This is a genomic window from Bradyrhizobium sp. Ken64, assembly GCF_055807555.1.
Map to the genome: position 1 here is coordinate 165,427 of NZ_JBVVPA010000008.1, position 21,383 is coordinate 186,809.

A 21,383-nucleotide genomic window follows, 5' to 3' on the forward strand; every position below is an offset into this window, starting at 1 on the left:
GTGTCGCCGCTGATCAGCATCAAGGACCTCAGCGTCGCCTTCCACGGCGTGCCAGTCCTGCGCGGTGTCGATCTCGCCTTGCACAAGGGCGAGGCCCTTGGCCTCGTCGGCGAGTCCGGATCGGGCAAGTCGGTGACGTGGCTTGCGGCCCTCGGCCTCTTGCCGCGGAATGCCCGCGTCTCGGGCTCCGTTCGTCTCGACGGTCGCGAGATCCTCGGTGCGCCCGCCGCCGAGCTCGACCGTATCAGGGGCGGGCGCGCCGCCATGATCTTCCAGGATCCCGCGAGCGCACTCAATCCCGTGCTGACCATCCGCAGGCAGCTCTGCGAGTCCCTGGCGCTGCATCGCGATCTCTCGGGCGGCGCGGTGAAAGCGGAAGCGCGGCGGCTGCTCGATCTCGTCGGAATTCCCGACGCGGCGCGCAGGCTCGAAGCCTATCCGCACGAATTTTCCGGTGGCCAGGTCCAGCGCATCATGATCGCGATGGCGCTCGCCGGAAATCCCGACCTGCTGATCGCAGATGAACCGACGACGGCACTCGACGCCACGATTCAGGCGCAGATTCTGGAACTGCTCTCGACCATCCGCCGCGAGATGAGCATGGCGATGGTCCTGATCAGCCACGATCTCGGCGTGGTCGCGGAAAACTGCGACCGCGTCGCCGTGATGTATGCTGGCCGCATTGTCGAGGAAGCGCCGGCGAACCAGCTCTTCGCCGATCCCGTCCATCCCTATGCGCAGGGCCTGATCGGCGCGTTGCCGCCGCTCGACGGGCCGAGGCGCCGCCTGACCGCCATTCCCGGAACGGTCCCCGATCCCGCGAGGATGCCTGACGGATGCGCCTTCGCGCCGCGTTGTGCGCTCGCAGAGGCGCCGTGCGGACGTGTGGCCCCAACCCTTGCGCCGATCGCGGAGGATCGCGCCGTCGCCTGCGTCCGCGCCGAGGCTTCGCGTCGCGCGCTGCTCGGGGTCGCTGCCGAATGAACGGTCCCCTCGTCGACGTGTCGTCAATTTCGCGTAGTTATAGCATGCGCTCCGGGATGTTCGGCCGAAGTGCCGCCGTGCATGCGGTCGATGGCGTGTCGCTGACGATCCGCAAGGGCGAGACGCTGGGCCTCGTCGGCGAGTCCGGCTCGGGAAAATCGACCACCGGCCGCATCGTGCTCGGCCTCGAGCGGCCGGACCATGGCGAGGTGCGGTTCGACGGCAAGCCGATGGCCACGCCCGGAACGCCTGCATGGCGTGCGCAGCGCGCGCACATGCAGATGATCTTTCAGGATCCGCTGGGGGCGCTGGACCGGCGGTTGCCGGTCGCAGCCCAAATCCGCGAGCCTCTGGACATTCACGGCCTCGGTACGCCCACCGAGCGCGAGGAGCGTGTCCGCGAATTGCTGCGCGCCGTCGAACTGACACCCGCACATGGTGCGCGCTATCCGGGTGCGCTCTCCGGCGGACAGCGCCAGCGCATCGTGCTGGCGCGGGCGCTGGCGACTAAGCCGGATTTCCTGGTCTGTGACGAGCCGGTCAGCGCGCTCGACGTCTCGATCCAGGCGCAGGTGGTGAATCTGCTCGCCGATCTCCAGGCGCAGCTTGCGCTGACCTTGCTCTTCATCAGCCACGATTTGCGGGTCGTCCGGCAGATCAGCAATGTGGTAGCCGTGATGTATCTCGGCCGCATCGTCGAGATCGGCAGCGCCGATGATCTGTTCGCGCGGCCGGAGCACCCTTACACGCAAGCACTGGTCTCGGCATCGCCCGCGCCGGGCCGCCGCAGCGCAGGCCGCATTGTGCTGGCGGGCGACCCGCCGAACCCGGCGGCGCGTCCCCAGGGCTGCGCCTTCCATCCGCGCTGCCCGCGCGCGATCGCGCGTTGTGCCAGCGACGTGCCAGCGCTGTCGAACGTCGGTGGCAACAGGCAGGTTGCCTGCCACCTCGTGACCGGGCCGCAAGTCGAGACGCGGGACGCGGCCTGATGGGACGCTATTTCGCCCTTCGCATCGGACGCGCGGCGTTGACGATCGTGCTCGTCGTCACCTTCGCCTTCGTGGTGCTGCGTCTCTCGGGCGATCCCGCGCTGATGATTTTGGGACCGGAAGCGCCGCCGGAAGTCCTCGCCGCCTTCCGCAAGGCGTGGGGTCTCGATGATCCAATCTGGTTTCAGTATCTCGACTATTTTAGCGCGATCGCCAAAGGCGAGCTCGGCCGTTCCATGCGTGACGGGCGGCCTGCGATCGAGCTTGTGCTGGAGCGGATTCCGGCAACGCTGGCGCTGACGCTGCCGGCCTTCGCATTCAAGGTCGCGCTCGGCATTCCCGCCGGCATTTACGCGGCGCTGCACCGCGGCTCGGGAATCGACCGCGCGGTGATGATGACGGCGGTCGCCGGCTTCACCGTGCCGAGTTTCGTGCTGGCGCTACTGCTCGTGCTCGTCTTCGCCGTCCAGCTCGGATGGCTGCCCTCGGGCGGGCAGGACAGCTGGCGTCACGCCATCCTGCCGATCGTGACACTCAGCTTTGGCGGTGCCGCGGTGCTGGCGCGCTTCACCCGCAGCGCCATGCTGGAGGTGCTGGGCCAGCCCTACATCCGCACCGCCTCGGCGAAGGGCGTGCCGTGGCGAAGAGTCGTGACGTCGCATGCGCTGCCCAACGCGGCGATTCCGACCGTCACCATTCTGGGCTTCATGGTGGGCACGCTGATCGCGGGCGCGGTCGTGGTCGAGAGCGTGTTTTCGTGGCCGGGGGTAGGGCGCCTGCTCGTCGTCGCCGTCGCCAACCGCGACCTCGCCGTCGTGCAGTGCATCCTGTTGCTGGTGGCGATGACCATGGTCACCTCCAACCTGATCGTCGACTTCCTCTACGGCTTCCTCGACCCGCGGCTGCGTGCCAAAGGAGCGCATGCATGACGGACACCACGCTGAAGGACGCAGGCGTCCGCCGCCGCATGAGCCTCCCGGCGATCCCGGTCTCGGTCGCCATCGCGATCGGCTGGATCGTCGCGATGCTGGTGATCGCGGCCTTCGCCGAGAAGATCGCCCCCTACGGCTATACCCAACTCGACCTGCGCAACCGTCTCGCTGCACCCGGCAATGTCGCGCACTGGCTCGGCACCGACGAGCTCGGCCGCGACGTGCTGTCGCGGCTGCTCGTGTCGATCCGCATCTCACTCCTGATCGCCTTCGGCGCGACGGCCATCTCGGCCATCGTCGGCACCACCCTCGGCTTCCTCGCCGCGCATTTCCGCGGGCCCGTCGAGCAGCTCGTGCTGATGCTGTCCGACTTCCAGGCCAGCATGCCCTTCCTGATCCTGGCGCTCGCGGTGCTCGCCTTCTTCGGCAATTCGCTGCCGCTCCTGATCGGCCTGATGGGATTTTTCGGCTGGGAGCGTTACGCCCGGATCGCGCGGGGCCTTGCCATCTCGGCCAATGCGCAAGGCTATGCGGCGGCGGTCCGCCAGCTCGGCGCGACGCCGGCGCGGATTTACCTCCGGCATATCCTGCCCAACATCGCCTCGACCCTGATCGTCTCGACTACGCTGGTCTTTCCCGAGGTGATCCTGATGGAGTCGGGCCTGTCGTTTCTCGGCCTCGGCGTGCAGCCGCCGATGACCAGCCTCGGCAACATGGTCGGCTACGGCCGCGAGTACCTGACCCGGGCGCCCTGGATCATGCTGGCGCCGGCCACCACCATCGTGGTGACCACGCTGGCGGTCTCCGTCATCGGCGACTGGCTGCGCGACCGGCTCGATCCCGAGCTGCAATAGAGCCAAGGGCGCCCTTGTAGCCTGGATGGAGCGAAGCGTAATCCGGGGCCGGTCCCGGCCGCCGGCGCGCACTTGCCCCGGATTGCGCTGCGCTCCATCCGGGCTACGAAGTCCCCGCGCCGGGAGCAGGGGAGCCCTGTCCGGCCCAAGTTCCCGTTGCGCCTGACCAGTCCGTGCGCTATCCGGCCGGAAACGCCTGAGGCGGCTTCGAAAATTTGCCGCGCCCGGCCAGCCAAACCCGAGGACGGAAACCGCCATGCCAGCCTATCGCTCCCGCACCACCACCCACGGCCGCAACATGGCGGGCGCCCGCGGCCTCTGGCGCGCGACCGGCATGAAGGATGGCGATTTCGGCAAGCCGATCATCGCGGTGGTCAATTCCTTCACCCAGTTCGTGCCCGGTCACGTCCATCTGAAGGACCTCGGCCAGCTGGTCGCCCGCGAGATCGAGCAGGCGGGCGGCGTGGCGAAAGAGTTCAACACCATCGCGGTCGACGACGGCATCGCCATGGGCCATGACGGCATGCTCTACAGCCTGCCGTCGCGCGAATTGATCGCCGACAGCGTCGAGTACATGGTCAACGCCCATTGCGCCGACGGCATGGTCTGCATCTCCAATTGCGACAAGATCACCCCCGGCATGCTGATGGCGGCGCTGCGGCTCAACATCCCCGCCGTGTTCGTCTCGGGCGGACCGATGGAGGCCGGCAAGGTGACGCTGCAGGGCAAGACCAAGGCGGTCGACCTGATCGATGCCATGGTCGCCGCCGCCGACTCCAAGGTCAGCGACGAGGACGTCAAGGTGATCGAGCGCTCGGCGTGCCCGACCTGCGGCTCGTGCTCGGGCATGTTCACGGCCAATTCGATGAACTGCCTCACGGAAGCCCTTGGCCTTGCGCTCCCCGGCAACGGCACGGTGGTCGCAACCCACGCCGATCGCAAGCGCCTGTTCGTCGAGGCCGGCCACACCATCGTCGACATCGTGCGCCGCCACTACGAGCAGGACGACACTAGCGTGCTGCCGCGCAATGTCGCGAACTTCAAGGCGTTCGAGAACGCGATGACGCTCGACATCGCGATGGGCGGCTCGACCAACACCGTGCTGCATCTGCTCGCGGCCGCCCATGAAGGCCAGGTCGAGTTCACCATGCAGGATATCGACCGGCTGTCGCGCCGCGTGCCCGTGCTGTGCAAGGTCGCACCATCAGTCGCCGACGTCCATGTCGAGGACGTGCATCGCGCCGGCGGCATCATGGGCATCCTGGGGGAGCTCGACCGCGCCGGCCTGATCGACACGTCGGTCTCGACCGTGCACGCGCCGACCATGAACGACGCGCTGGAGCGCTGGGACATCAAGCGCTCGAAGAGCGAGTCTGTCCGCACCTTCTTCCGTGCCTCGCCCGGCGGCATCCCGACCCAGGTCGCGTTCAGCCAGGAGCGTCGCTACGACGAGCTCGATGCCGACCGCGAGAAGGGCGTGGTGCGCAACCTCGCGCACGCCTTCAGCAAGGACGGCGGCCTCGCCGTGCTCTACGGCAATCTCGCGCAGGACGGCTGCATCGTGAAGACCGCCGGCGTCGACGCCTCGATCCTGAAATTCTCCGGCCCCGCGCGCGTGTTCGAGAGCCAGGACGCGGCGGTCGAAGGCATTCTGGGCGGCAAGGTCGTCGCCGGCGAGGTCGTGGTCATCATCTATGAAGGCCCGCGCGGCGGCCCCGGCATGCAGGAGATGCTGTATCCGACCAGCTATCTGAAATCGATGGGCCTCGGCAAAGCCTGCGCGCTCGTCACCGACGGACGCTTCTCGGGCGGCTCGTCGGGCCTGTCGATCGGCCATCTGTCGCCCGAAGCGGCCGAAGGCGGCAACATCGGTCTGGTCAGGACCGGCGATCGCATCGCCATCGACATCCCGAACCGCAGCATCACGCTGGAGGTCTCCGACGAGGAGCTGGCCAAGCGCCGCGCCGCGGAAGAGGCGAAGGGCGATGCCGCCTGGCAGGCGATCGGCCGCAAGCGCAATGTCTCGACCGCGCTTCAGGCCTACGCTGCGCTCACCACCAGCGCCGCGCGCGGCGCGGTGCGCGAGGTGAAGCGGCGCTCGCGCTAGATCAGAACGCCCAGGAGAATTTGCCCTTGGCGGCGTGATCGGTGACCGTGTTGCCGACCTGGCCGACATAGGAGAGGCCGACCGTGATGTGTCGGCCGATCGCAAGATCGAAGCCCGCCTCCGCGAGCAGCGAGTCGCGCGCAACCGGCACACCCGCGATCGTGAACGGGGCCGGGGCGACCTGGAACGCCATCACGGCAGCCGGGGTCACGTTGTTGAATGCATGCTGCCAGGCGACGGTCGTGCGGGGGATCAGCGTCATGTCGTGCGCCAGCGGCACGAAGGTCGCGGCGCGCCCGCCGAGCGTCGCATAGCCGGTTTCGAAGGTCTGCGCCGCAACGTTCAGCGCCGCCGGGCCGCCGAGTTCGGCGGTGGCATCGGTGTGCACACGCACCCATGCGGCGCCGGCGAACGGTTCCAGCGCCAGCTTGCCGAATGCGACGCCGTAGCCGATCTCGCCGAAGATCTGCCCGGTGTTGCCATCGGTCCGTGAGGTCAGGCGATCGGCGAAGCCGATGAAGTTCGCCAACCGGTCGGTATCGATCGAATGGAACGCATAGGCGCCGCCGCCGCGCAGGTTGATGCTGCCGAAGCGCCATCCGCCATAGCCCGCGATGTGGGCGGTGTCGACATTCGAGGCGCCGCGGCCGTCGAGTGTGTTCTTGCTGCCGGTATAGCCAGCCGCGATGCCGAGGCGACCAGCACCGCCGATGCGGGTGTCGAAGCCGGTGATGAAGCCGGCAAGATCGCGCCGCACGCTGGCCGCGTTGCCATCGCTGTTGAACGTGCCCCGGCCGCCGAAGCCCTGGCCCCAGAACACCGTGTCGGAGGTCGGCCGCTTGGCCGTCACCGGTGCCTTCGTCAGGATCGGAGATTTGCCGTAGGCGAGTGCGCTCTCCATCGCGTATGCGGCGAACGCGGTCTGCGATCCGCCGAACGACAGCGCGGCCATGGAGTCGATGTCGCCTCCATACGAGGCCTGCCGCAGCCGCCCCAGGATCGCGCCGCGCATCGCCAGGCTGTCATTCGCCAGCGTGCCGACCGTCGAGGCGTGCACCTCGCCCGAAAGTTGATCGAGCGCGGCGTTAAGCTGCGGAGACGTCAATCCAATCAGTGCGGAGAAAGCGCTGCTGCCCGCAAGGAAGGCGGCATCAACCGCTCCCGCCGTCGCGACCTGGTTGCGGGTGCCGTTGATCAGGAAGGGCGAGACGAGCGCCTGATCAAGCACGAGATAGACGTTGTTGGCGTCGTATTCGACATGCGGCCGCGTAACGCCGAAATTGCCCGAGATCGCCAGCGCGCCGAAGCTGCCGCTGAGCGTGCCTGCTGCATTCATGACGGTGTAGTGCGTGCCCGGCGTGTAGGTCCCGCCGGTGCCGATGGCGCGGAGCGTGCCGGCGAGCGTCGCGTTGCCGGTCACGTTGGTGCGATCCGCCGTGGCCGGCGAGACCTCGACCACGTAATTGCCGCCGCCGGCGAGGGTCAGATTACCGCTCACCGTGAGCGTGCCGATCGAGTTGCCGGGCGCAAGCGAGCCGCCGGCATTGATGATGGTGGACGACACCGTGCCGATCCCGCCCAGCGTGGCGCCGGCATTCACCGTGACGCCGCCGGTCGAGCTAATGTCGCCGTTGACCGACAAGGTGCCGCCGTTGACCGTCACGAATGCGGTTGTCGTCGACGTTCCGGTCAGCGCCCAATTCGAGGAGCCTGTCTTGTCGATCAGCCCCCAGCCGGCGTCGATCTGGCTCGCATCGAATGTGTTGGAGCCGGTGCCGGAGAAACGGATCGTATCGGAGCCGCTGCCGACGACCTGGCCGGTGAGAGTGGCGTTGGATCCCTGCATCTCCAACGTGCTGCCGGCGCTATCGAACCGGACCCCCTCGGAAAAACTCGCGATCGTGCCGGCATTGACGATCGTGGTCGCGCCGGTGGCACGGACACCGCCGAATCCGCTGATGGTGCCGAAATTGTTGATCACGTTGTTCGTGCCGCTGACCGTGATGCCCTCGAACTGAGACCCGGTGACGGTCGCGCCCGCCGCGATGTTGATGGTGGCGCCGCCGCTGCCGGATGCGGTCGCCGCGATGCCTGGGGCGAGAAAGCCGGCGGCGCTGCCGCGGACGGTGCCGGCGTTCACGTTCACGGTGATGCGGCCGTCTACCGCGTTTGCGACAATGCCGCCGCCGAAGGGGCCGTTGATCGTGCTTGAGGTCGTGATGTTGATGTTGCCGCCTCCCGCGGTGACGGCGTTGATGCCTGTGAATGTAGCATCGACCGTGCCGCTGCTCGTGACGGTGATGTCGCGAGAATTGGCGGCGTTGAAGATCACGGCATTGATGCCGAGGGCGCCGCCCGTGATCGCGCCAGCCTGGTGCACGGTCACGGCACCGGTGCCGTTCGTGCTGGCGTCGATGCCGCTCGCCGCCGGATCGGTGAGCGTGATCGCGCTGCCGGACGCCGTGTTGACGATGACGGAGCCCGATCCCGTGGCGCCGCTGCTCGCGTTGATGCCGAAGTTTGTCGCGAAGATCGTGCCACCGGTCTGATTGACTGTGACGTCGCCGCTGCCGGCGGTCGCTATCGCGAGGATGCCGGTGCCGAACGACGTGGCGGCGCTGGCGCCGCCGATGGTCGCATTCGACGTCACGGTCATGGTCCCGGTGCCGAAGACGTCGAGACCTCTGGCCGCGGTAGCGCCGCTCGCGTTGACGATGGCGCCGTTGCCGGTCAGTGCGACGGAGACGTCCCCGCCGCTGATCAGGGCGCCATCGCCGAAGGACGACAGCGTCGTCAGCGAGCCTCCGTTCAGGGTCATGTTGATCGAGCTGGCCGCGATGAGCTGCATGGTCGTCGATCCCTGGAAGTTCGGCGTGACGGGAGTTCCGCTCGTCCCCATCGTGATGGTGCCGGCCCCGTTGGTGTTCATGTTGAGGCCGATGCCGGAGCCGGCCGTATTGCTGGCGCTGCCGTTGCCCGAATAAACGATGTTCCCGGTGCTGGTGCTGATGTCGAGCGCGTGCACGGCCTGGGTCGTGGTCACGGCGCCGTTGTTGACGACGTTGATGCCGGCACCGTTCGCGCTGATCGCAAGTCCATAACCGCTGACCGTCTGGCCCGGATTGATCGTGGCGCTCACGGGCCCCGCGCTGAATGCCTGCGAGCGGTCGACTGACGACGCCGTTGCGGCGTCGGTATTCGTGGTGTTGGTCGTGACGGTGCTGTTGCAGGTGACTGTGTTGGGACCCGCCGTGACGGCGCAGGCGGCGAGCGCGCTGCCGGGATGCCCGGCAATGACGGCAATGAATGCGCCCGTGAAGGCCGTGCTGGCGAGCAGGGCGCGCCTGTTGCCGAGGCCGAGCTTCCCGCTCAAGGCGCGCTGGTGGCGCCGTGACACTGGTCGATGATGCATCCTTCCATCCCCTGCCGGCGGGTTCGCTTAAGTAACTGGCAGTGATTCCCAACCACGAATTATGGCAAATCCGGCTACGGGCGTCAGCAGGACGCGATGCAATCAACGCGCGAGAAATGCACAAGATGCGGTCACACCCCGGGGCTGTTGGCGGATTTTCCGGCGAGTGTGATCCGGCGGCAACGCCAACCCGCACCGAGACCGGCCGGGCGCGAGCGGCAGCGGAAGACATCTGATCGGGCGTTGCGGATGCGCCAGGGCGGCCCATGATCGTCGTCGGCGAGCCCCGACCATTGCTCGACCGATCGACAGGCGCGCCCGAATGGTCAACGAGTCCTTAGCGGCCGGCGCACGCCGGCTGTTTGCATTAAGGATGCCCCGACGAACTTCGGCAGCTCAGAATTTGGCGGCGTATACTGATGCGACCTTCGCAAATCCATTTCGGGCAATTGGGGCACCACAATAATGTCTCGCACTCTCGCTGTCGTTTTCTCGACCGTCGTCGCTGCGATTTCCATGACGAGCGCTGCTTCCGCCGGCTGCTACAATTGCTACACGCCGCCGCCGTGCACGACCTGCTACCAGCAGCAATACGTGCAGCCGCAATACCGCACCGTCGACGAGACCGTGATGGTGTCGCCCGGCGCCGTCGTGGCGCACCGCGCGCCGGCGCAGTACCGCACCGTGATGGTGCCGCAGACCGTGATGGTGGCGCCGCCGAGCGTCCAGTACGAGCGCATCCCGCCGCAATACGCCACGCGCCAGCGCGTCGAGATGGTCCAGCCGGGGTATTCGTATTACGCGCCGGTGCAGATGGGGTGTGCGTCCTGCGGCGGCTATTGAGCTGACTAGGCTACGAAGAGTTTCCAGCGGCGCTCCCCCGTTTCGTTTGAGGACAGCAAACGAGCCCCGGGACGGAGGCGATCCAAACCGGGCCTCGCAATCAGCGACGCCCTGCGAGATGGGGTGGGCGCCAACTTCGCGTTGCCATGCGCCGTCGACTACGTTAAGCGACAGCCATTCCGGGTTTGGAAGGGTGGCCGAGTGGTTTAAGGCACCGGTCTTGAAAACCGGCGTGCCCGCAAGGGTACCGTGGGTTCGAATCCCACCCCTTCCGCTCCCTCGCCCCCTCAAGTCGCTGGTAGGTCTAGCTAAATCTACGCTAACCGATTGGATATGCTAGCGTGCCCTTGTTTTCGTGAATTGTTGATAATTTTCTGAGTTCCACTACATATCGACGCTGGGTGGGGGAAGGGGTGGGGGAAGCCCCATCGCTACGCCGCCGGCACCGATTGGAGGTGGGAAATGGCGAAGCAAGCTTCTACCGGAAAGCTTACGGCTCTCGGCATCGGACGGCTGGGCCCTGGTCGGCATGGGGACGGCAACGGCAATGGCTTGTACTTGGTGGTCGGTGCAAACGGCGGACGATCGTGGATCGTGCGTTACAAAATCAATGGCCGCTCACGGGAGATGGGGCTAGGCGCCCCGCCGGTGGTTACCTTGGCTGATGCGAGGGACAAGGCCATTGATGCTCGGCGGTTTCTGGCGAAGAGCATCGATCCTATCGAGCACCGCAAAGCGGAACGTGCCGAGACGAAGCGGGCTTCGGTGACGTTCGGCGCGTTTGCCGGCGACTACATCAAGGGCAAGGAGAGCGGTTGGCGGAATTCAAAGCACCGCGACCAATGGCGCATGACGCTTCTCGGTGTCGATCCGAAGGGAGAGGCGGCCAAACACGATTATTGCAAATCGCTGCGACAACTGACCCTCGACGCTATCGATGTCGCTGCGGTGCTCAAAGTGTTGCAGCCGATCTGGTCGGCAAAGCCAGAGACGGCGAACCGGATCAGAGGGCGGATTGAAGCTGTCCTCGACGCCGCAAAGGTTGCCGGCCTGCGATCGTCAGGCGAGAACCCGGCGCGGTGGAAAGGCCAGCTTGCGCACATGCTGCCAGCGAAGCAGAAGGTTCGGCGCGTGCAGCACTTCCCGGCACTGCCCTATGCTGAGATCCGTGCTTTCATTGCCGAATTGCGGAAGCATCAGGACAGCATTGCCGCTGCCGCGCTCGAATATTGCATCCTGACCGCGAGCCGCCCTGGCAACGTGCAGATGGCGCGCTGGCGGGAAATCAACCGCGCGAGCAAAACTTGGTCGATCCCGGCCGATCTGATGAAGGGCGAAGCGGAGCACATTGTTCCGTTGTCCGACGCGGCGCTCGCCGTGCTCGACCGGATGGAGAAGGTCGGGAACAGCGAATTCATCTTCCCTTCGCTGATGGGCAAGGGCAAGGGCCGCCGTCCCAGTGTCGCGGGGGGGCCGATCTCGAATGCTGCGATGGCCGCTGTCATCGATCGCATGAACGCCGAGACGAAGGAGCCGCGCTGGATCGATCCCACCTCCGGACGCGCGGCAACACCGCATGGCACCGCACGATCGAGCTTCCACGATTGGGCGAGCGAAACGGGTGCAGCGCCCGAACCGGTGATTGAAAGCTGTCTCGCGCACGTTGTGGCCGACGAAACGATCGCCGCATATCGCCGAACGAAATTCCAGGACTGGCGGCGGCGCGTGATGGTGGGGTGGGCCGACTACATCGCGGGCACGGTTGCCGGTAACGTTGTGCAGTTGAGGCCGGAGGCCTGAGCGGTGGCCGGTTTCAAATACAGTCAGGCCGACTGGCAGGCGATTCTCAACGAACTCGGCGACATCGCGACAGATGCTGCTGCGGCTGAGGCGCTCCGGCGAGAAATCGAGCTGGCGGCTGGTTGGTATCTCGAAAGTGCAGAGCGGCCAAGACCCGACACACGCGCCGATCTCAAACGGTTGAGCGATGCGCTACGCGGCTTGAAGGGGCTGCGCGATCTCAAGGGCATGTCGAGCCTGCGGAGCAACGCGGCTGACCTTGAAGCGCACGTGTCGACAATGATTGAGGAGCTACGCGACTACAGCAAGCGACATACGGGCCGCGCCAACCCGCAACGCGAGATGTTATACGCCTTTGTGCTCAACATCTGGACTGATCGGCTTGGGCAGCAAGCGAAGGTTTCGCGGGACCGCTGTAACATGCCGTCCGGTCCTACATTGCGCTATCTCGAGGCCGTGCTCTCGCCGATCATGGGCGATCAGACGCCGGCGCCGGAGACCTTGCGCAACGTCATAGACCGGTATGCGTTTAACCGCTAGATCGCCTCCGACATGGTGGATTGATCGCTGAAAATCGCATTCTAATCCACAACGTCACTGGCTCGTTTTTCTGTGTTTCTTGTTCTGTCAACCGTTCGAGAGGAGGTTGGCATGATCACGTTATCCGGAACTCCGGCCATCACTGGACTGAAGCGAGGTCGGGGCCGCCCGAAGGGCTCGCCCAACAAGCCGCGTCCGCAGCCGCAGGTCAGCCGACTTGGTTATCGGATTGCGGAGCTTGCCGTTGCCGTCGGCGTCTCGCGTACGACCGTTGCTCGGTACGTGGCCGAAGGAACTATCAAAACGGTTTTGATCGGCAAGAACCGCATCATCCCGGTTACTGAGGCGCAACGGTTGATGACGCCTCAATCTTAAAAAACGAAACCGCCGCCCGTCGTTGTGCGACTGGCAGCGGTCCATTCTGAAATACGAGGGGCAGCCGGGGCGGGCCGCCTTCCTCTCGCCACGGGATCAGCCGGAGGCGATATGAATTACATAAAACAGGGACAACGGGTGCGCAAGCTTGCGCAACGCGGGCGCGAGAGGCGGCATGCAGTCGGGTTTTTCGAGGCCCGCCTAAAAGACATTCGCATCGTTTTGGAGAGGCGTAATCGCGGCACGTCGTTGCCCGATGACGACGCGGTCCGCGCGGATGTTGCGATTTATGCGCAGCACTTAGCCGCCTCAGGCGAGACGATCTCAAACATTGTTCGCGCTCTGCGTTGTTGGTGCGAGTGGATGACGGACGGGACCGCGCGAGACGTCGCCGAGCGAGCCAAACCGATCATGTGGCGAGCCCGGCGGCTCGGCATTGAGTTCCGGTTGACGGCTGCCGAGCGCGCCGCGTGGCACATCACCACGATTGCAGCTTTTGATCAATCGCCGGAGGAGGCGGCGGCAGCGGCGAAGGAACACAAGCGCGAGAGGGACCGAGCCCGACGCGCTCGCAAAAGCAGGGGCAGGCTGCCCGGCCGGCCGCCGCGATCTGAGACGGCGCCGTGGGTGCTCGCCGGGGTCAGCCGTGCCACCTTTTTCCGGCACAAAAGGGCCGCCGAAGCTGCGAAAGGTGAGACTAAAACCCCGCGCCGAATTTCAAAAAGCCGAAGCGTAACGCGTGAGACTAAAACCCCGCGCGAGCCTATTCTTAATAGCGGCGCGCAGTTTCGGTCTCACGTCACCGCCGCCGCAGCCACGGTTTCAAGGGATGCACCGGACGGCCCGCAGGCTCCGTCAACGCAAAGCCAAACACTCTTGCCGCGAGCCAAGGCCGGTAACGTGGAGGCTGTTTCCCTCCGCGTTGCGTCCCGCGCTTTTTGGGTCCGTGTCGACATAGGGGGAGCCCCATGAAACCGTCGCTCGAAATGGCGCGATCGGCTGCCTTTTTGCCACTGGGCGCGTCCGCGAGGTCAGTGCTTCGTGTGCTCCTGGAGGAGTTCGACAGTCCTGCCGCGAGTGTGCAGTTGGAGACGGAGTTTTTCCTCGCGGCCGGGTTGTCGAGCACCGCTTTGAGCACCGGCATCGTCGATCTGACGGCGGCGGGCTTCATCAAGGTCTCAGGCGTTGGGACTGCGGCCAGGACGTTCGCTTTGGCCGACGGTTGGCGCTCCATTTCTGATCAGACTGAAGCCACGAGCCGCATCGCCACGGCTCGGACGGCCAAGGCGGCGCAGGGGCCGGCGCGGCGTCCTCGTGTGGCGGTTGCGGTAGAAGCAACCGTTGATGCCGGGCCGACGGCTCGTCTGCCTGAAGGCATTCGGCGAAGCACATGGCCGGCGATGCCGTGGCATGGTGACGTTTCATGACGGCCTTGCGGGAAACTGAGCAGCACGTCGAGCGTGGCAACCGCGCGCAGCGTCGTGCCCGCCGCGCAAAGGTCGAAAGATTTGGACGAGGCAAAAAGACGATCACCACGGCGCTGTTAGATGCGCACGACGTCAACCTGCACCCGCTTGCGGACGTATTTCACAGGGCGGCCACAAGATGCCGGACGTGTTCGGCGGACTGTTTCGTCTGCCGTGGCTCCAACCCTTATGCAGGCGCGTTTTTGTTCGGATGGTCGGGCGCGGCGCCATCAACGGTGGCGGTCGCCGGCATGTGTGCCTCTTGCTGGCAGTTCGCCGACGAACCCACGATCGACGACAGCGCTGCGCGCGTACTGCGTGAAGCGCTGCCCGATGGCAAATTCATCGATCCGATCAGGGCAGCACCGTGAAGCCGCTGCTCGCCGACGAACTCGACACCGCCGAGCCGATCGGCCATCGCGGGCCTGGGAAGCGCACGCCAGACACGCGGGCGGCGATCTACATCCGCAATGCGATGCTGGTTGAGGCAGCGGCGCTGTTCTGCGCCGGCATGTCATCCAACGCGGCGGCTCAGGCGCTCCATAGGCAACTTGCGCGCTATCGCGAAGGCGCATGGCGTCGGCACCGAAGCGAAGAGCGCATGCCGGCGGAAGTGGTGGGCAAAGCCGCCGAGCTATTTTGGCACTGCTTGAAGGCGAGCGACGTGGTGCCGGCCGCGCGATCAATCCGCGCCGCGATCGACGCTGCGAAAAAAAGAATAGTCGGGCGCATCCCTTGCCAACGGCGCCCGTTACGGTGATGGCGACAACGACCGAGAGGAGATAGGCCATGCCATTTGAGAGAGTACCAAACGCGAGCAATGTCGTTGCAGGTTTCATGCCCGGCCTTCCGCCGCCGGTCGACGTCGTCGAGCTGTTGCCGCCATCGCGCCGACCGTTGCTGCTGTCGCTGCGGCAACAGGCGGAAGATGCCCGCCACGTGGCTCATCCGCTGCAAGATCAGCTCGACGACCTTCGCGGCGACAAACACCGGCTGACTGCGCGGCTTACAGACTTGAGGCGACCGCGCGGCCAAGGGGGGCCGGGCCTGTCCGACGACGACGTCCAAGTCATCGACGTTCAGCGCAAGATCGCCGCCGGCGATGCCGAGATGCGCAGGCTGGCCGAGCTGCTCGAAGTCCGTCGAGCTGTCGCTCGCAATCGCGCCGCACTTGTGCAGAGCCTTGAGGCTTGGCTTCGGGCGGGCCGTCCGGGCGGCACTATGATCACCGAAGCGCCAGAGATCGACGTCGCGACAGCAGTTCTGAAGAAGGGCGAGACCGCAGCGACCGCCCTCGACCGACTGCGCCATCGGCTCCGCGAACTGGACGCTGATGCGCATCGCACCGAGAGCGCGCCGTTTCCGGCCGGGTATTCCAAGGCAAAGATGAGGGCAATGATCGGCGCCATCGCCGATCGTGGCGCGCCGGACCTTTCCGCACTCGTCGAGGCTGACCGCCCTGATCTTGGTTGGCCGCTCACCTTGCAAAGGCTACCGCTGTCCGGCGTCGTCGGGCGGAGCGGCGACATGCTCGTCGGCAATGCTACGGGCGAGATCGTCGACACACAGGCACTGATCACATGGCTGTTTAAGGACGCCTTGATCGCGCGGCTGGAGCAGGAGATCGACGGCGTGAGCGACGACAAGTCCGCGCTGTCGCTTCAACAAAGGGAAGAGATCGCCGCACAGATAGCGGCGGACACACTGGCGATAGAGCGCGCGGAATGCACCTTGATCCGCAAGATGCAGGCCGATGGCGCGCTGGTCGAATTCAGGACCGACAGCGACCCGCTCGCCGTGCTCGGCATCGAGTTGGTCGCGGGCGCACCCGCCGTTGTCGGGCCGGTCGGCATGGCTGCGGCGGCGCTGGAGCATGCTGCTCGGATATTGCAGATCCAACCTCCGGCCGATGCCAGCGAGAGGGCCCCGCGATGACGCAGCGCGGGCCGTGTGTGAGGCGACGGTCGAAGGTCGGGCAAGGGCACTGGCTGCGGCGGGAGGCCCCAGCGGCTCGTTTGGGTCCCCCCAGCGCCAAAAAGGAACTCGGGGAACGCGCCACCTGGGCATGCCCCTAGCCACAACGTTGAAATCACACCATGAAAACTGAACCCGTCACCGCTGCCGAACTGGCCCGCCTGCTCGGCATTGCTCGGGGCACCGTTAGCAATTTGGCGAGCGATGGCATTCTGCCGCGCGACGGCCGTGGCACTTTCGATCCATCGCATGCCGTGCAGGCGTTCATCAAATACAAGGTGGCGTCGGCGACAGCGGGCGATGAGAACGCGGCGAACCTGACAGCGGAGCGGAGCCGCTTAGCTCGATTGAAGGCCGACCGCGCCGAGATCGAGGCCAAGACGATTGCCGGCGAGCTTGTCCCGGCCGCCGATGTCGCGGCGGCCTGGGTAAAGGTGGCCGGAGTGGTTCGCTCCCGCGTGCTGGCGATCCCGACCAAGCTCGCGGCGAGGATCGTCGCGGCAAGGACGCCCGCTGAGGCGCAGGCAATGCTCCAAAAGGAAATTCATGCAGCCCTCACCGAGATCAGCGTCACGCCCACGATCTAACGTGCCGTCACAGTCTAACACGTTAGACTGTGTCTCCGGTCGGACGTTGGCCGCGTTCGCGCCGCCGCCGGTGTTGACCGTGTCGGCATGGGCAGATGCTAACCGCATGCTGTCGCCGGAGGCGAGCGCGGAGCCTGGTCTTTGGGACACCGGACGCGCCGAATACTTGCGCGGCCCCATGGACGCGATGACGGACGCCTCGATCAGCCGCGTCGTGGTCGCGAAGTCTGCACAAGTCGGATTTACCGAGGCATTGAACAACATCTGCGGATTTTTCATTGCGGAAGACCCGTGCTCGATGCTTGTCGTGATGCCGAACGTCGAGGCCGGCGAGATGTGGTCCAAAGATCGCTTCAGCCCCATGCTTCGCGACACGCCAGCGTTGATTGAGAAGGTTTCGGCGCCGTCATCGCGGGATAGCTCGAACACGCTGCGCATGAAGCAGTTCCAGGGCGGCCGCTTGGCTGTTGTCGGCGCCAACGCGCCTGCTGGTCTCGCCTCGCGCCCCGTTCGGATCGTGCTCGCCGACGAAGTCGACAGATATCCCGTCTCCGCCGGCAGCGAGGGCGATCCTCTGTCGCTCGCGGCCAAGCGGCAATCGACATTCTGGAACAGGCGGACGCTAATCGGCAGCACGCCGACGCTGAAAGGCGCGTCTGTCGTTTGGCGCGAGTGGTTGGCGTCCGACCAACGCAAGTTCTTTGTGCCGTGCCCCGACTGCGAGCATGCGCAGGTCTTGGCATGGTCGAACGTGCGATGGGACAAATCGCCGTCCGGGAAGCACCTGGCGCATACCGCGCACTACGTTTGTGAGCACTGCGGATCGATCTGGAACGACGCCGATCGTCACGATGCGGTCGCGCGCGGTGATTGGCAGGCAACGAACGCGGACGGCGCACCGGGCGTCGCGGGCTTCCACATCAGCGCACTGATGTCACCGTGGGTGGCGCTGTCGGAGGTGGTGACGGAATTCCTCGCAGCGCGGAAGGACGCCGCGCTGTTGCAGGTCTGGACGAACACCGTCCTGGGCGAACCATTCGAGGAGGAGCGCGAAATGATCGAAGCAACATCGCTGATGACGCGCGGCGAGAACTATGGCCCGCAATCGATCCCAGAGGCCGTGCGCTTCCTCACAGCCGGCGTCGACACGCAAGGCGACCGGCTCGAAGTGCAAATCGTCGGCTGGGGACCGTACGAGGAAGCCTGGGCCGTGCGCTATGCGGTGCTTCCCGGCGACCCGGCGCAACAGCATGTTTGGGATCAACTCGACGCCGTTCTGCGGGAAGCGTATTGCCGCGAGGATGGCCGCGAGATGCGGGTCAGGTTGGCCGCGATCGACAGCGGCGGCCACCATGCGCACGCCGTGTATTCCTATTGCCGTCGCCGCAAGGGCGTCGTGGCGATCCGTGGCACCGCCGGTCCGAAGCCGATCTGGTCGGGTCGCGCGAGTAAGACCAAACATGGGCACCGCGTCTTTTGGGTTGGCGTCGACACGTGCAAAGACACGGTCTATGCGCGGCTCCGCTTCGGCGAGGCCGGTCCGGGCTACATGCACTTTCCGGTCGGCGGCATGTTCAACGAGGATTTTTTTCGGCAACTAACAGCGGAGCAAGTGCAGACGCGCTACGCCGAGGGCCGTCCCTATCGCGTCTGGATGCTGCCGGGCGGCAGGCGCAACGAAGCTCTCGACACGATGGTGTATGCCTTGGCCGCGCGCACCGCATTGCCGTATCGGCTCGACATAGTGCCGTCTCCGAAGCCTCCAGCGCCGAAGCCGCCGCCGCCAATGACCACGATGGCCGAATTCACCAAGGTTGCGGAGAACGTGCCTCCCGCGCCGTCGCCGCTCCAATATCGAACCGGTATGCGGCGGGGCCGGATGATCGTGCGCAGCTCGTTCCTGGGATGATAACCGATGCCCATCTTGGACCCGCGCGCGCTGGTGCCTGGTCCGGTCGAACGGAGATAGCAGACTTCACAATAGCCTAAGGCTTCTTCGGCTAAGAGCAACTTGCAGTCGTTCAGGCCATCATTCATTCTATCCTCATGTCAACGCTTGTTCGTTACTTGACTCATCCGCAGGTGCAAGTCGATCCCGCAGTGCCCGTACCGTCGTGGGGGTTGAATGCCATTGGTCTTGGGCGTGTATTGGCAATAGTCGCTTCTGGTTGGCTGCACGGAACAACGCAGGTCGTAGCAAGTGCTGAGAAGAAGGCATTGCAAACAGCGGAACCGATTGCGGGCGCTCTCGGTGTACAGGTCGAAGTCCGCGAGGCGATGCACGAGAATGATCGTTCGTCCACTGGCTTCCTTGCGGCCGAAGAATTCGAATCCGTCGCCGACGAATTCTTTGCTCGTCCAGACACGAGCATTCGTGGATGGGAGCGTGCTATAGACGCCCAAAACCGTATCGTGCGCGAAGCCGAGGCCGTGCTCGGCCGAAGTCACGAAGGCCACGTACTTTTTGCTGGTCATGGGGCAGTCGGCACGCTTCTCTATTGCCATTACGCCAACGTCGAGATCAATCGGGCGCACGATCAGCCACCCGGGGGTGGTCACTACTTCACAATGATCAAGTCCAGCCGCGAGGTGCTGCATTCGTGGCGGCGCATGGAAGACGCGTCCTAAGCCCTCGGTCCAAAGTCAGCGGCCTTTCGGCAACCCGCCTGCTTACGTCCGGTTGAGCACCGGGAGCGGACATCTCCTGCGCCGGTCGGGAGGTCCGAGATGGATCATAAGCGGACCCATCCAATCCGCGTGGTGATTCAGGGGTTCTTCCCTAAGATGTATTCAATCGCAGCCGAAACCCATTGAGTTAGAAGTGAGCGTGCTTCCCATAACTCCATGGGGCGCCTGTGCGGCTTGATCTTTTCATTGGGGTGATGCCGCTGCCCGGCATTTGCGGTCTGTTTAAAGCGCGTGATCTCACTGTCAGATATGCCGCCGTTCGGCATATTCTTGAGAGCCTCATATGCCTTGTACAACTCGAACCAGCTAGGCTTATCCTGCAGGTAGCGCAGGGCGCTGCCAATTTCGGGCTCCAAAGCCGCCGCGCGCATCCAAAGCTGCGCTCTGGATGGTGCAGGTGGCTCAATCACATTGCCCTGCGCGTCTTTCGCCGTTAGCTCGGCAATTCCGCCACGCAAGCCCATCGCGATGCCTTCCACTTCTAAGTAATGATTTCTGCGGGGCTGGGCGCCGGGGACAAACTCGATCACCGCACCGTTGGTTACGGGATCGGCGTCCGCGTTCTTCGACATCACCACGTTTAGCGTATTGAACAACTGCTTGGCCGCCCGATGGACCTCTTTCGCAGTCGTCATCCCATCGAACGCTGATGATCGCAGGGCCAGATAGTCGCCGCGCTCATCCTTAAGTTCGTCGACGAACGGATCGAAAGGCGGCTTCAGCAGCATGAGCCAAGCCTTCTGATCCGCTTCATGGCCGTTCAGCTCTATGCCCCACCGGTTACCCACTTAGCTCACCTCTAGGCGTACCGGCCGGAGAGCAGATCGCGGAGCACGGTCTCTCGGTTGGTGGCCTGCTCCATCCGTCTCCCGCCAAGCTCAGCCGAGACGGACGCCGAAGTCCTCCAAACCGGATAAATGTGACCGTCCAGACGATCGATCGATAAAATTGAGCGGCTGGCGCAAGACGCCGTCCGACCTGCGGGCGAGCAGCCTTTTAAAGTGGTCTTGCGCAGGTGGGGCGGCAAAGGGCATACTCCAACGTCTTCGCCTCCGATTTGAGAAGCCTGCGTCGAGCCACAATTCCTAGTGAGGCGAATCCGATCAACAGCATCGCCCAGGTCGACGGCTCAGGAACCGCAGCGGGGAAAAACGAGTCAGGAATTTCGCTTGCGCTTAAGATTGTGAACCGCAAGAAGGTCGGTGTGGGATTAGTCCTATCCCAAGGGGGCCGATCGGTGAAATCGAGAGTACCCGAGCCGGTTTGACCAAACGTGTACTGAAGGTCTAGGTCGGCAGTGAAGAACGCTGCCATGTGGTACCATTCTTGGAGGACATGAAACGTTTGTGTCACTCCAGTCCGGCTCAGGGACATCTCCGCTCGACCGAGATTGGCGATGTCGTATGTGTCTAATGACGGAATTTTCGAGCCCGAAAAAGTCGCGTATATTGGCGAATACGAGGAGGGGTTGAACGGGTCGAAGTCAGGCTCCGAAAGTTTAAAGCCGTCCGATTTGGCCTGATAAATGCCGGTTGACGTTTCGAACGAGGTCGTGATCGTCGTCGGCCCCAAGAATGTCGAAGCTTCGCTGTTTTGGCCATCACTGTAGACGGCGCTTGTCACATTGACCAAGTAGGCAATTTTGAGGACGCTGGCGCGCGCCCCTGAAAGGCAAAGCGCAAGAAAAAGCGCTGCTAAGATAATAACCGATCGCATGTCCGATCTCCCAAAGAATGCAATTTCATGCTCCCGCCGTGGTTGCGTCAATGTGACATTAGTTCTATTTGGCAGCGACGCCTAATATGAAGGAGCGATGGTTCAACTCAATCTCC

Annotated in this window: 20 protein-coding genes and 1 tRNA gene; 18 read left to right on the plus strand and 3 right to left on the minus strand. The window is 64.6% G+C overall.

Translation table 11 applies throughout. The features are described 5' to 3' along the window. The 5 genes from AC0L2F_RS16350 to ilvD all read left to right on the plus strand — a co-directional run bounded on the left by AC0L2F_RS16350 (nt 1) and on the right by ilvD (nt 5,866). Complete coding sequence (locus AC0L2F_RS16350; RefSeq protein ID WP_473249032.1) at nt 1-984, plus strand: ABC transporter ATP-binding protein; 984 nt, start codon at nt 1-3, stop codon at nt 982-984. Next, entirely contained in the window at nt 981-1,973 is a 993-nt protein-coding gene (locus tag AC0L2F_RS16355) for an ABC transporter ATP-binding protein (protein ID WP_473249033.1), read from the plus strand. The genes AC0L2F_RS16350 and AC0L2F_RS16355 overlap by 4 nt, the downstream gene beginning before the upstream one ends. Next, nucleotides 1,973-2,902, plus strand: a complete 930-nt coding sequence (locus AC0L2F_RS16360; protein ID WP_473249034.1) for an ABC transporter permease — start codon at nt 1,973-1,975, stop codon at nt 2,900-2,902. Before AC0L2F_RS16355 ends, AC0L2F_RS16360 begins: the two co-directional genes overlap by 1 nt. Then, the gene (locus AC0L2F_RS16365) at nt 2,899-3,759 is read left to right on the plus strand and encodes an ABC transporter permease (RefSeq protein ID WP_473249035.1); all 861 of its coding nucleotides are present in this window, start codon (nt 2,899-2,901) and stop codon (nt 3,757-3,759) included. The genes AC0L2F_RS16360 and AC0L2F_RS16365 overlap by 4 nt, the downstream gene beginning before the upstream one ends. Nucleotides 3,760-4,015: 256 nt before the next feature. Next, the gene (ilvD, locus tag AC0L2F_RS16370) at nt 4,016-5,866 is read left to right on the plus strand and encodes a dihydroxy-acid dehydratase (RefSeq protein ID WP_063996328.1); all 1,851 of its coding nucleotides are present in this window, start codon (nt 4,016-4,018) and stop codon (nt 5,864-5,866) included. Nucleotide 5,867: 1 nt separating this feature from the next. Here ilvD and AC0L2F_RS16375 read toward each other — a convergent pair whose 3' ends face one another. Next, nucleotides 5,868-9,278, minus strand: coding sequence for an autotransporter outer membrane beta-barrel domain-containing protein (locus AC0L2F_RS16375; protein ID WP_473249036.1), 3,411 nt, complete (start codon nt 9,276-9,278; stop codon nt 5,868-5,870). Between the two features lie 516 nt (nt 9,279-9,794). On the opposite strand from AC0L2F_RS16375, the gene AC0L2F_RS16380 reads away from it, so the two are divergent. The 13 genes from AC0L2F_RS16380 (at nt 9,795) to AC0L2F_RS16440 (ending at nt 19,491) form a co-directional block, all read left to right on the plus strand. Continuing rightward, nucleotides 9,795-10,121 (plus strand): hypothetical protein, encoded by a 327-nt coding sequence (locus tag AC0L2F_RS16380; protein ID WP_035969507.1) that lies wholly within the window; start codon nt 9,795-9,797, stop codon nt 10,119-10,121. Nucleotides 10,122-10,308: 187 nt separating this feature from the next. After that, nucleotides 10,309-10,395 (plus strand) — tRNA-Ser (locus tag AC0L2F_RS16385). Nucleotides 10,396-10,583: 188 nt separating this feature from the next. After that, on the plus strand, nt 10,584-11,921 hold the full coding sequence (locus tag AC0L2F_RS16390) for a tyrosine-type recombinase/integrase (RefSeq protein WP_473249037.1): 1,338 nt from the start codon (nt 10,584-10,586) through the stop codon (nt 11,919-11,921). Nucleotides 11,922-11,924: 3 nt separating this feature from the next. Next, a complete protein-coding gene (locus tag AC0L2F_RS16395) occupies nt 11,925-12,461 on the plus strand; it encodes a hypothetical protein (protein WP_473249038.1) in 537 nt (178 codons plus the stop codon). 111 nt (nt 12,462-12,572) lie between these two features. Further along, complete coding sequence (locus AC0L2F_RS16400) at nt 12,573-12,836, plus strand: helix-turn-helix domain-containing protein (protein ID WP_473249039.1); 264 nt, start codon at nt 12,573-12,575, stop codon at nt 12,834-12,836. Between the two features lie 111 nt (nt 12,837-12,947). After that, nucleotides 12,948-13,808 carry a hypothetical protein gene (locus AC0L2F_RS16405; RefSeq protein ID WP_473249040.1) on the plus strand — a complete coding sequence of 287 codons (861 nt, stop codon included), beginning with the start codon at nt 12,948-12,950 and terminating at the stop codon, nt 13,806-13,808. Beyond that, nucleotides 13,805-14,263 (plus strand): hypothetical protein, encoded by a 459-nt coding sequence (locus AC0L2F_RS16410; RefSeq protein ID WP_473249041.1) that lies wholly within the window; start codon nt 13,805-13,807, stop codon nt 14,261-14,263. The genes AC0L2F_RS16405 and AC0L2F_RS16410 overlap by 4 nt, the downstream gene beginning before the upstream one ends. Further along, nucleotides 14,260-14,673, plus strand: coding sequence for a hypothetical protein (locus AC0L2F_RS16415; protein WP_473249042.1), 414 nt, complete (start codon nt 14,260-14,262; stop codon nt 14,671-14,673). The genes AC0L2F_RS16410 and AC0L2F_RS16415 overlap by 4 nt, the downstream gene beginning before the upstream one ends. Further along, complete coding sequence (locus AC0L2F_RS16420; protein WP_473249043.1) at nt 14,670-15,062, plus strand: hypothetical protein; 393 nt, start codon at nt 14,670-14,672, stop codon at nt 15,060-15,062. Before AC0L2F_RS16415 ends, AC0L2F_RS16420 begins: the two co-directional genes overlap by 4 nt. Before the next feature lie 29 nt (nt 15,063-15,091). Beyond that, nucleotides 15,092-16,237: a hypothetical protein gene (locus AC0L2F_RS16425; RefSeq protein WP_473249044.1), complete on the plus strand. Its 1,146-nt coding sequence runs from the start codon at nt 15,092-15,094 to the stop codon at nt 16,235-16,237. Nucleotides 16,238-16,398: 161 nt separating this feature from the next. Further along, on the plus strand, nt 16,399-16,863 hold the full coding sequence (locus AC0L2F_RS16430) for a hypothetical protein (RefSeq protein WP_473249045.1): 465 nt from the start codon (nt 16,399-16,401) through the stop codon (nt 16,861-16,863). Continuing rightward, nucleotides 16,823-18,772, plus strand: a complete 1,950-nt coding sequence (locus AC0L2F_RS16435; RefSeq protein WP_473249046.1) for a phage terminase large subunit family protein — start codon at nt 16,823-16,825, stop codon at nt 18,770-18,772. Before AC0L2F_RS16430 ends, AC0L2F_RS16435 begins: the two co-directional genes overlap by 41 nt. 137 nt (nt 18,773-18,909) lie before the next feature. After that, the gene (locus AC0L2F_RS16440) at nt 18,910-19,491 is read left to right on the plus strand and encodes a histidine phosphatase family protein (protein WP_473249047.1); all 582 of its coding nucleotides are present in this window, start codon (nt 18,910-18,912) and stop codon (nt 19,489-19,491) included. Nucleotides 19,492-19,628: 137 nt separating this feature from the next. Here the strand turns inward: AC0L2F_RS16440 and AC0L2F_RS16445 are convergent, their stop codons facing one another. Both AC0L2F_RS16445 and AC0L2F_RS16450 read right to left on the minus strand, forming a co-directional pair. After that, complete coding sequence (locus AC0L2F_RS16445; RefSeq protein ID WP_473249048.1) at nt 19,629-20,279, minus strand: hypothetical protein; 651 nt, start codon at nt 20,277-20,279, stop codon at nt 19,629-19,631. Between the two features lie 268 nt (nt 20,280-20,547). Further along, complete coding sequence (locus AC0L2F_RS16450; protein ID WP_473249049.1) at nt 20,548-21,267, minus strand: PEPxxWA-CTERM sorting domain-containing protein; 720 nt, start codon at nt 21,265-21,267, stop codon at nt 20,548-20,550. Nucleotides 21,268-21,383: the final 116 nt, after the last annotated feature.